The organism is Candidatus Goldiibacteriota bacterium HGW-Goldbacteria-1 (assembly GCA_002839855.1).
GTDB lineage: Bacteria > Oederibacteriota > PGYV01 > PGYV01 > PGYV01 > PGYV01.
In genome coordinates this window covers 454331-466167 of sequence record PGYV01000004.1, presented here as the reverse complement: position 1 = coordinate 466167, position 11837 = coordinate 454331, and the positions used below count along the sequence as shown (strand labels likewise).

Here is an 11837-nt window from a genome sequence, read left to right as displayed (position 1 = left end):
GCGGCACGCACTGAAAAAACACACCCAACCCCTGTTTTGTCATTGGGTGTATGCAGTGGCAGGCGCGCCTTTTAAGGCGGGTTGTTTTTGCTGTTTTTTTGTACTGGCAGACGCGGGTCTTTAGCCCGCGGTTGTTGATTTGGATTTTGTAATTGTCTTTACCAAGCCTCCAAGCCTCCAAGCCTCTAAGCATCCAAGCATTCCTGGTTTTTTATGCAACCAATTTTCTTTTCATGCGTTATAATAAAGATGTATGGCAAATAACTTAAAGGAAGGGCTTTTATGAAAAAAACGCTTCTGGCCGCTATATTTTTATCATGCTTTACGTTCCTGCATGCCGCAGGCGAATTATTTGATTTTTACATCCCGTGGAATGATGACGCCAACACCATAATTGACATGTCTTCTTTTGTAAACCGCGATATTGACGCGGAAGGGTTTGTAAGCGTTGACAGCGCGGGACATTTTAATGTCAATTCCGGCAGGATAAAATTCTGGGGTACAAACACCACTTTTGGCGGAAATTTCCCGTCTGCTGCAAACGCGCCCGGCGTGGCCGCACGCCTTGCAAAATACGGCTTTAACATAGTCCGATTTCATCACATGGACATGTTTGATATCTGGACATCTTTAAATCCTGACAGGACAATAAGCCCTGTAAAATTTGACCGTATGGATTATTTCATTCATCAGCTTAAGCAAAACGGAATATATACAGATTTAAACCTTTTAGTTTCCCGGCCTTTCGCGCAGGGGACAGAACTTAACGCTGATATAAATCTAATAACAGAATGGAAAGAACGCGCCGTGCTTGGATTTTTTGACCCTGCAAATAAAGCGCTTCAGAAAAAATTCGCGTATGACCTTTTAACCCACGTTAACCCTTATACGGGCAACGCCTATATTAACGAGCCGGCTGTTGCTTTTATTGAAATTAATAATGAAAACGGTTTTGTACACGCGTTCTTATCATCGCAGCTTGACGCGCTTCCGCCATATTATGAAGGGCTTTTAAACACGCAGTGGAACAACTGGCTTAAAAGCAGGTATGCGTCTCATGCAGAACTTGAAGCCGCGTGGAATGTCATTAATCAGCCGCTTGGCGCGGAAATAATTTTAAACGGGACATTCGCATCCGGTATTTTATCTCCCTGGCTTTATAACCCGCAGCCGGGTGTTGTCGGCACAGGTTCTGTTGAAGCGGGCACGGGGCCGGGCGGTTTAAACGCGGCAAGGATAGATGTAACAACGGCAGGCGGCGCGGGCTGGCATGTGCAGTTTAATCAGGGGAATTTAAACGTGACCGCCGGAGTTCCGTACACAATTACTTTTTATGCCAAAGCCGACACCAACAGGACAGTATCGGTTGAACTTGGAATGGACCACGATCCGTGGGGGAATCTTGGCTTCAGCGCGAATTTAAATTTAACTTCTGCCTGGCAGCTTTTTACTTTCAGTTTTACTCCCGGCGCATCGGATATTGACGCAAGGCTTAATTTTTCCGGTATGGGGCTTGCATCCGGCGCGTCTTACTGGTTTACGGATATTTCGCTTAAACAGGGCGGTGTTCTTGGATTAAAAGAGGGGGAGGACCTTTACACAACGGGTATAGAAAATTTTAAAAAAGGTTTTGCAGGCAGGACACAGGATGGCGCGAAAGACTGGTACAGGTTTTTAACATATACGGAAGAAAATTACTGGATAGAAATGCGCGATTATATTAAAAATACCCTTGGAGCCAATAATATAATTTTTGGGACTATATTAGGATGCAGCAATCCAAATGTTCAGGCAAATTTTCAGGCAATCGATTCGCACTCTTACTGGGAACACCCTCAGTTTCCGGCGACTCCGTGGGATCCGGTAAACTGGTACCTTATCAACAGGGCTATGGTAAATTATCCGGCTGAATCCACAATTGCTTCGCTTGCAACAAAAAATGTTTTAAACAGGCCGCACCTTGTAACAGAAACAAACAGCCCTCATCCGGGCACTTATTCTTCCGACCATTCTTTTATTACATCCGCATACGCTTCATTTCAGGACTGGGACGCGGTGTTCCCGTTTGATTACAACGGCGATGACAACTGGAATAAAAATTACATAGACAATTATTTTGCTGTGGCAAACAATCCTTTAAAAATGGCGTCTTATCCTGCAGCGGTTATGTCTTTTTATAGGGGCGATATAAAACCCGCGGCGCAGAAAATAGTAGTGCAGATAGATAAAGCCGCGGAAATTGACCAGACGTTATCCACATGGGCGTGGAAACTTGTGGACGCTCAAACCGGGGGAGAAAACCCTAAAGCCGCGTATGTTCACGGGCTTGAAATAGCTGTTGAAGGGCAAATAGTGCCGGCGGGGGCAATTGCGCCGGGCACCACTGATGTGTCGGGAAATATTTTAAATTCAGATACAGGCGAACTTTCCTGGGATAATTCCGCGGCACTGCAGGGTGTGTTTACGGCAGACACAGATATGACCAAGTATCTTACAGGTTTCACATCGGGCAAAACATATATGATGTCCGGCGGCGTTACAATAACACCGGGTACTTCGCTGCAGCCGTTTTCAGCTATTGCTTTAACCGCGCTTGACGGCAATTCTTTTGCCTCCGCGCAGAAAATACTTGTAACCGCGCTTGGCTGCCAGAAAAATACCGGTGATTCCTGGTATACATATCCGGATACGCCTATTGCTTTTCCTCCTCCGCACGGCGCGCAGGTAACATTAAGAAATCAGTGGGGAACAGCCCCTTCAATGGTGGAAGGCGTTAATGCATTAATCACCCTTCCGTCTGACCCCGCGTTTACAACAGTCTGGGCGCTTGATAATACGGGCGCAAGAAAGACAACAGTTACCGTGACAGACGCGGGCGGTTTTGCGCAGTTTGGCATATCGCCGGCGTATCAGGCGGTGTGGTATGAAGTTGAAGTATTTCATTCTGAATACACGCCGACGGCGACAATTACAATAACTCCCGAATATTCACCAACTGTGACGCGTACAATAACAGCCACTTCCACAATCACGCTGACCCCAACGATGGCGGTGTCTGACCTTATTGACGACTGCGAAATTATAACCGACCAGAATTTATGGGGCGGCTACTGGTACACGTATAAAGACACGGTAAGCACGGGTTCCGGCGCTAAGGAAATTTCCGGTTCTCCTGCATCTCCGGGCGCAGCTTACCACGCGTCAGGTACAATTGTAACAGGCGGCTACGCGGGTGTAGGCACAAATCTGGCTCCGGCCGAAGCAGAAACGGACATATCGCAATATGCAGGCGTGCAGTTTTATATAAAAGGAAACGGAACCACAAATATAAACCTGGCAATTGTCACGGGCAATTTCAGTGAAATTCCGGCATATAACAACTGGCAGTATTCATTCACACCGCCCACTGACTGGACATTTGTACAGATACCGTTTTCCTCTTTAACCATTCCTTATGGAACGTCATTACCGTTAATGCTGGACAGGGCAAAGGACATTCAGTGGAAGATACCAAATACGGGAGTATTTGATGTATACATAGATGATGTCGCGCTTTATTATCCGCAGCCGTCGCCCACCGTGACAGTAACAATAACCTTAACAGAAGCGCTAAGCCCTACTGTTACAGCTACGCATACCGTTACAACCACTTTTACGGAAGTGTTAAGCCCCACTGCCACAGAAACACACACTATAACGGAAACACAGACAGATACAGCCACAGTAACAGAAACTGTTACAATTACAGAAACGCAGACGCAGACGCCTGATTTATCCCCGACTGCAACGTACACCGTATCAATAAGTGTTACACAGACAAATACACTTACAGTTTCGCCAACTGTAACCGTGACAGACACCCCGGTAAGTACATCCACGCCTACGATGACGAGTACATCAACTCTGACGGCCACAATTACGCATACAAAAACAGCCACAACTACTGTTACAGCTACGCGGACAATAACAGCCACGGCTTCTGTGACACTTACCCGCACGGTAATTACAAATACATATACCGTAACTATAACCGCCACCATTGCGGCGGATATTCCCACAATAACTCCCACTTTGACTGCCACGCCTTATCCGCAGGCAGATACATTAAAAGTGGAAGATGTGCTTGCTTACCCCAACCCTTTTGGCCTTGACGGGTCAAAATTAAAATTCAGGTGTGTGCTTACAAAGAATGTAAAAAGGGCGACGGTAAATATTTACACGGCGTCTTTCAGGCTTGTAAGGTCAGCGTATATAAAAAACGCGGGCGCGGGGATATGTACAATAGCGGCGGATAAAGTTAAAGCGTCAGAGCTTTCAAACGGGACGTATTATTATGTAATCACCGCACAAACAGCATCCGGGGAAAAGGCAAGTTCAAAGCTTAACACGTTAATTGTCATAAAATAATTTAAACAAGCGTTACTTTTCTGAAACCACGCACGGAATTTACAAGGTATAAATTATCCGCGTTTACAAGGTCAACCGCGTGAAGCACCCGTTCTTTATATAAAGACGGGTTCTTTTTTAAAAGGTATTCCCTGAAAGTACCGGGTAAAAGCCCGCAGGAAACAGGGGGCGTATAAAAAATACCTTTTATCTCCGCGAATATATTGGATGAATGCGCTTCTGTCACTTCATTGTTTTCATTCAGGTAAATTACATCAGCAAATCCTTTTTTGGCGTACTTATTAAAATCACTGTCATAAAATTTCCTGTTTTCTGTTTTGTGATAAAGATAAATATTTGAACTGTCTATTTTAAGGTTTGAAATGGCTGTCTTTCCGCCGGCCATTGATGAAAGGCGAACTGCTTTGGCAGATATTTTTCCGCCCGGTGAAAGCATGACGCGGACTTTAAATTCCCCGCGCGGTTTTTTTCTGCGTATATCGGCAAGTGTTTTTCTAAAAAATCCGGCGCTGAATTTTATTTTAAAAAAAGATGCAGATTTCTTCATACGTTTTAAGTGTAAATTGGGCAGAAAATACCTGCCGTTTTTTAAAAGAAGGCTTTCAATTATACGGTATTTGTTTTCCAGCTCCGTTAAAAAAGACGCTTTGCCAAGGCATTCCTTATACTCCGGCAAGGCATTGGAATCATGTACAATGCCGCTGCCAATCCCCATTTTGCCTGTATTATCCGCAAGCTCAATTGTACGGATTGGTATTGAAAAGACAGAATGTTCTTTTGAAGTAAATCCAATCGCCCCGGTATATACGCCGCGCGGTGATTTTTCCGTTTTATGTATAATATTCATAGCGCTTATTTTTGGCGCGCCGGTAACAGACCCCGAAGGGAACAGCGCTGTGATTATGTTATTAAAATCAGCATTGCCTTTAAGCCTGCCGCGGACAGTTGAAGTCATCTGGTACAGCGTCCTGTATTCCTCCACTTCAAAAAGCTTAGGCGCGTTTATGCTGCCTGTTTCGCATATCCTGCCAAGGTCATTTCTTAAAAGGTCCACTATCATTATATTTTCTGCCATACCTTTTTCATTTTTTAACCGGCGCACGGGGTCTTTAATGGTTTTGTTTTTAAGCAAAGTGCCTTTCATGGGGCGCATTGTAATCTGCCTGCCTTTAATACTGAAAAATAACTCGGGTGACAGGGATATTATTGTCCTGTTTTTTATCCTTATAAAAGCCGCGTAAGACACGGGCTGGGTTGTGCACAGCGCGGCAAATAAAGAAGCGCTGTTTCCCTGAAAATGAAAATTAACATTAAAGCAGTGGTTGACCTGGTAGGTGTCGCCGTTATTTATAAGTTTCATTATACGGCTGAATTTTTTTTTGTAAGTTTTAAAATTCTCTGAAAAATCAAATGATGATACACAAAACCGGTCTTTATAAAATGGCAATAAAGGCAGGATATCAAGTTTTTTGAAAATGTACGGCGTTTTATATACCCCGAATTCAAGAAATGGAATTTCTAAAGTATTTTTTACGTTATGAAATTTTTTTTCAAGGCCGTAACCTGCTTCGTAAGCCATTAAGCCCGCGGCATAATACCCGTTTTGCGTAAAGTCCGCAATATTTTTAAGCGCGTCATTTACAGCATCGGCATTGTCACACTTAATTTCCCGCAGCGGCTGGGTAAAAAGATAGGATGTGCCGCCCGTATCAGGCGCGGAATATAAAAAAATACCGTTATCATTACCTGTAAGAAAACTTTTAAGTTCATCAAGATTATTCATATATACAGTATATTATGAAAGCAGGCGGGGGTCAAACAGGAACAATTAAAGGTTTAAAAGATACCGGGTATACTTGTATCCGCGGTATATATATGATATAAAGGATAAAATTTGGAGGTATTAATGTTAAAAAAACTTATGTTGTTTTTTTTACTCTTATGTATTACATCACCGGCGTTTTCAATGATGGAAATCATGGTGGAAGCTGACATGCCTATAAAAAATTTTAATTATGTTTTAGGGCAGGATGAATTAACACTTTTAAACCCGGCAGATACGGCTGACGCCATAAAAGGGATAACGGAACTTAATGTTGTAAAGAGGGGTTTGGGCAGGATGCAGGGTGATATTATGATTACTGCCGGCACCTATGAGCAGGCGGCCGTAATGCTTGACGGCATAAGGATAAATGACCCGCAGACAGGGCATTATAATCTGGACATTCCAATAACTTCACTTGATATTGAATCAATAGGGGTAATTACAACAGCAAGCCCGTTTTCAGGTTTTGGCGCTTTTACGGGGCTGGTATCGGTGCAGTCGCGCAATATCAGTAAAGACAGCGTAATGACAAGGGGTGAATACGGCTCTTATAATACGTGGTCGGCCGCTGTTATGGCCGCGAAAAAAGTTAATGATATTACAGCTTCAATAAGCGCGGAAAAAGCGGGTTCTGACGGTTATTGGCCGGAAACTGACTATACAAAAAATACAGCTTTTTTTAAAGCCGGATACGGCAGTAATACCTTATCGCTTGCGTACGAGGATAAAAATTACGGTGCGTATGATTTTTATACCCCCGGCAAAAATATGCCGTCGCGTGAATTTCTTATCACCCGTTACGCTGCGCTGAACCTTAAACCTTGGGAATTTTTATCGGTTAAACCTTATTACAGGTATCACTACGATAAATTTATCCTGAATAATAATAATCCCTCTTATTATCAGAACAGGCATAACACATCCCTGTATGGTGCGGATGCTGATGTGCAGTTAAAACCGCATGACAGCGTTGAAGTTCGGGCTAAAGCGGGGCTTCGCAGGGAAGAAATACAAAGCAGCAGTTTTAAAAATCATTATAGGGCTGTGGGTGAAGCGGATATAGCCGCCGCCATATCGCTGCCGGCTGATTTAAAATTGTCCGTGGAAGGTGCGCTGACAAGTTATAACAGCACAGCGGAAACTGACTTTCTGCGTTCAGCCATGCTGGAATGGAAAGGGCTGGAAGTGGCAAAACTTTATGCGGGGTGCTCTGAAAGCTCGCGGTATCCAAGCTTTACTGAACTTTATTACAATGACCCGTATACAGCCGGCAATGACGCGTTAAAGCCCGAACGCAGCCTTGACTTAAAAACGGGATTTGATATGGAAGTGGGGGCAATACATTTTTCTGTTGAAGGACTTTACAGATACTCAACGGATTTAATTGACTGGGGCAAAAATGACCCAAGCGATGCCAAATGGGCGGTTGATAATATAGGCAGGGTTAATACCGGCTCTGTGACATCGGCGCTTAAAATGCCGTTTGCCATTTTTAACATAAGCGCGGGGCATACATATACGGATTCATACGCGTCATCTGCATATATTTCAAAATACGGGGCAAATTACCTGCGCAACAAATTTTTTGCTTCCGTGGATTTTGAACTTTATGGATTTATTACATATCTGTCTTATATGTACAAAAGTTATGATGACAGAAAAGACGCGTATAACGGTTTTGACGCGTCGGTTTCATATACTTTTATGGAAATCGTAACCGCAGTGATAAAGTGCGAAAATCTGGCAAATATGTATTATGAAGAGATAATAGGAATACCGGCCCCGGGCAGGGTTTTAAAGGTAATTGTCAGCACGCAATTCTAAACAGCAGGGTTTGTAACCTGTAATCATTATTATATATTCATACGTCCAATTGACAGCGGTTTAATTTGGTATTATTATAAGGAATAACAAATATTACTGTAAGGACGGGGTGAAAAATGAAAAAAGTATTTTTATTACCGGCGGTTGTTTTATTCATGCTTTTATCAGTGACATTAAACGCTGCAATAAAAGGGGCGCAGAGCGAAATTGCAAAAAAATACGCGGATAAAGACCAGACGCCTGTGGTACATTTTGTGCCTGAAAGCGGGGCGGCTCTTGGTTTCATTATGTATGCGGATATTGACGGGACGCCGGGAGATGAAATTATAATTCCTTATACCGTTAAAAAGAGGGAGAAAGATATTGAAGACAGGGCGGATATAGCGCCGCAGCTTCTTATGATAGATGTGGTAAAAAACGGAAAAAAAATAAGGGGTTTTATAGAAGTGGACCTTGCCTATGTAAGAAAACCCAAAGTATACATTTATGCCGGAAAACTGGCGGGCACTGAACTGCCAAAAGTATTTGTAATGGTAAATGACGGTTTTGAAAAAGGGTGGGATAAAAATTTTGTACTGGCATATAACAGCTTTGATTCAATTGATAAAGACAGGCAGAAAGTTTATGACACTGTCCTTATGCCGTGGGAATTTATCTTAAAACAGTTTGGAAGCGCCCCTAATATAGTGGAATTTTCCACAAAATTAAAGGAAAACCACGGACAATTTTATATAAGGCTTCTGGATAAAGGCGCTAAATGGCCTAAAATATCACAAAAACAGCTTGAAGATTTTAAAGCGCAGCTGCAGGAATACAGAAAAGAGCTTTTCTGGGAATACGGCTATGAGACGGCAAAAGAAGCCGAATAATACCCAAGCGGCCCGCGTATCTTCTGACAAACACAGATTCATATGGTATACATATATTATAGAAAAAGAGGTATAATGAACTGTATGAAACATTTTAATTTAACTTTTACCTGTGGGTTCAGGAGACGAAATGAAGAAAATATGGCTAAAAGTGCTTATATTATCCGCAATTCTTCTTGCCATGTCTCTTCATATCGCGGCGGCTAATCCCGATAAAATATTCGCCATAATCTCATCTGACGCACAGCAGTATAAACTGGCTTACAGCGGATTTAAAGAGACAATAGAGAAAAACACAAAAGCGTCTATAACCTACGGCATAATTAATGACCAAAACCACAGTGAACTTTCAACGAAAATTTCTTCATATAACCCGGAAATTCTGCTTGCCATAGGCACAAAAGCGCTGAAATTTGCCAAAGAAGTTCAGGGGCAAAGAAAAATAATCCACTGTATGGTTTTTTCCGAAAATGAAAACAACGATAATAATACCGCGGGAATAGAATTTAATATTCCTGAAGAGTATAAGGTAATAAAGTTAAAAGGGATAATCCCAAATCACGGGACTTTGGGGGTAATATACACCGGCGCTTCCGAGAAACAGTTTAAAAGCCTTAAAAAGGCGTGTGAAGAAAATGGTATACCCCTTTTGAATATAAGGATAGAAAGCGGGGAAGGGTTTGCAAAGGCTTTAAACAGGATTAAGAACAGGATTGACCTTTATATGATGGTTACTGATTCTGTACTTTATTACCCCGGTTCTGTCCAGTATCTTTTCCGCGAAAGCATAGATAACGGGTTCGGTGTAATTGGCCTTTCATCTTTCTACACAAAGGCGGGCGCAGTGCTTTCGTTTGACTATGACTATTATTATGTGGGAGTTGACGCCGCGCATCTTACTTTTAAAAGGTTTTTTACAGGTGTTGATGGAAAAACTGACGTATCCGGAAGAATTTTGTATTCGCTGAATATTAGCGTTGCCGCTGAGCTTGGAATTAATTTGTCAAAAGAATCTGTTGATAAAGCCGCAGAGGTGTTTGGAAAATGAAACTTGATAAAAAACTGAACGCTTATTTTATCATAACAATAATAACCCTAAGCTTGCTTATGGGCGCCAGTTTTGTTTTTATGGAATTAAAGCACATAGACGAAACGCTTAATGAACAGGCAGAACTTATCATAAATGAACTTGCCTCCAATATAGAATTTTCCCTGTTTGTGCGTAATTATGATGAAGTGGAAAAAAGGGTAAATGACGTTCTGAAAAATAAAGATGTGGTCTTTTGCGTCCTTAAAGATAATTACGGGCAGATTATTTATGAAAACGGGGATAAAAGTGCCGGCAATGTCCGCCTTTTTAAAAAAGAAATATTAAGGGAAAAAGCCCAGGAACAAAGCGAAGAAACAATGCTTGGTATCAGCACCCGGACAAAAGAACCCCTTGGGACGGTTCAGATAAACGTTTCTGAGAAAGCCGGCAGAAAAGCAATTGTAATGATAATTCTTTCAGGGCTTACAATAACCCTTCTGGTCATAATAACAGCATTGCTTTTCAGTAAGTATTTTCTTAAAAAACTGGTGGCAGTGCCCATTCAAAAACTTATGGAAGGGACAAAAAAAATAGCTGACGGGGATTTCAGCTACAAAGTACAAGAAGACACAGATGACGAAATAGGTATTTTGGGCGAGGCTTTTAATAAAATGACCGGGCAGCTTTCCAGTACCCTTGTATCAAAAGATTTCATGGAAAGTATATTTACTTCAATGGCGGAAGCGCTTATAGTTTCCGATAAGGACGGAAAAATAACAATGGCCAATGAAGCAGCGGAAGAGCTGACAGGATTAAGTGAAGATGAATTAAAGGGCACATCTGTATACGGATACTTTTTGCTGCTGGATATGCAAAAATCCGTGGAAATTGAGGGGAATATTGAAACCGTTTGTTTTTCAAAACACGGCAAAATACCGGTGCTTTTTGGAGCCTCTTTTCTTAAATCAAAGGATAATACCATAAACGGCTACGCCTGCGCGGCAACAAATATAAGCGGTATAAAAAAGACTGAAAACAGCCTTAAAAACGCTTTGTTTAAAATAGAAAAGTACACCGATGAACTGGAAGAAAATAATAAAAAACTTAAAGAACTTGACAGGTTAAAAAGCAGTTTTCTGTCAATGGTCTCACATGAACTTAGGACGCCGCTTACTTCCATAAAAGGTTATCTTGCGTTTCTGTTAAGGGGCGCCACAGGGCCTATTACAGATACTCAGAAAGATTATCTGGAATCCATAAGCAGGAATTCAGAGAGGCTCTTAAAACTTATCAATGACCTTGTGGATATCACAAAAATGGAAAAAGGGACGTTCGCGGTAAATAAAACAAAGAGCGATATAGTAAAAGTAATGGAAAAATGCGTAAAAGAAATGGAACCTATGCTGGCGGCAATGAAATTGAAGATTATAACAAATTATGAATCCGCTTCTATAGAACTGCAGGCGGATGAATACAGGATAAGCCAGGTGTTTATAAACGTAATTAACAATGGTGTGAAATTTTCTCCCGCGGATTCGTCTATTACAGTTACAGTGGTAACAGGGCAGGCGGAAAAGTTTAACGTGCCGGATGATGCCTTAAACGCCGGTTTAAACGGGAAAATGTGCTGCAAGATATCAATTAAAGACCAGGGCATAGGCATGGAAAAACAGTATGTTAACAAGGTATTTGACAGGTTTTACCAGATAGAGGATATTAACACCCGCAAATATCAGGGACTTGGCCTTGGGTTAAATATAGCAAGAAATATAGTGGAAGCGCACGGAGGAAGTATATGGGCGGATTCAGAAGGAAAGGGCAAAGGGACTGTTTTTGAAATATTAATACCGTTTGACTGAGACATAAGTATTAATAAAATAAA

6 protein-coding genes are annotated in these 11837 nt (G+C 42.0%); 5 read left to right on the top strand and 1 reads right to left on the bottom strand.

All coding sequences use genetic code 11. The features are described 5' to 3' along the window. Positions 1-282: 282 nt before the first annotated feature. On the top strand, positions 283-4407 hold the full coding sequence (locus tag CVV21_05895; protein ID PKL92284.1) for a hypothetical protein: 4125 nt from the start codon (positions 283-285) through the stop codon (positions 4405-4407). 1 nt (position 4408) lies between these two features. Here the strand turns inward: CVV21_05895 and CVV21_05890 are convergent, their stop codons facing one another. After that, a complete protein-coding gene (locus tag CVV21_05890; protein PKL92283.1) occupies positions 4409-6190 on the bottom strand; it encodes a hypothetical protein in 1782 nt (593 codons plus the stop codon). A 123-nt stretch (positions 6191-6313) separates the two neighbouring features. Between CVV21_05890 and CVV21_05885 the strand changes: the two genes are divergently transcribed. The 4 genes from CVV21_05885 to CVV21_05870 all read left to right on the top strand — a co-directional run bounded on the left by CVV21_05885 (position 6314) and on the right by CVV21_05870 (position 11814). Next, positions 6314-8056, top strand: a complete 1743-nt coding sequence (locus tag CVV21_05885) for a hypothetical protein (GenBank protein PKL92282.1) — start codon at positions 6314-6316, stop codon at positions 8054-8056. Between the two features lie 116 nt (positions 8057-8172). Continuing rightward, positions 8173-8925: a hypothetical protein gene (locus CVV21_05880; GenBank protein ID PKL92281.1), complete on the top strand. Its 753-nt coding sequence runs from the start codon at positions 8173-8175 to the stop codon at positions 8923-8925. Positions 8926-9055: 130 nt separating this feature from the next. After that, complete coding sequence (locus CVV21_05875) at positions 9056-9973, top strand: hypothetical protein (GenBank protein ID PKL92280.1); 918 nt, start codon at positions 9056-9058, stop codon at positions 9971-9973. Further along, the gene (locus CVV21_05870; GenBank protein ID PKL92279.1) at positions 9970-11814 is read left to right on the top strand and encodes a hypothetical protein; all 1845 of its coding nucleotides are present in this window, start codon (positions 9970-9972) and stop codon (positions 11812-11814) included. The genes CVV21_05875 and CVV21_05870 overlap by 4 nt, the downstream gene beginning before the upstream one ends. The last annotated feature ends 23 nt before the right edge of the window (positions 11815-11837 follow it).

Excerpts from the sequence above, each read along its gene's own strand:
- CVV21_05875 (PKL92280.1), top strand. The coding sequence starts at position 9,056 with ATGAAGAAAATATGGCTAAAAGTGCTTATATTATCCGCAATTCTTCTT.
- CVV21_05880 (PKL92281.1), top strand. The coding sequence starts at position 8,173 with ATGAAAAAAGTATTTTTATTACCGGCGGTTGTTTTATTCATGCTTTTA.
- CVV21_05885 (PKL92282.1), top strand. The coding sequence starts at position 6,314 with ATGTTAAAAAAACTTATGTTGTTTTTTTTACTCTTATGTATTACATCA.
- CVV21_05870 (PKL92279.1), top strand. The coding sequence starts at position 9,970 with ATGAAACTTGATAAAAAACTGAACGCTTATTTTATCATAACAATAATA.
- CVV21_05890 (PKL92283.1), bottom strand. The coding sequence starts at position 6,190 with ATGAATAATCTTGATGAACTTAAAAGTTTTCTTACAGGTAATGATAAC.
- CVV21_05895 (PKL92284.1), top strand. The coding sequence starts at position 283 with ATGAAAAAAACGCTTCTGGCCGCTATATTTTTATCATGCTTTACGTTC.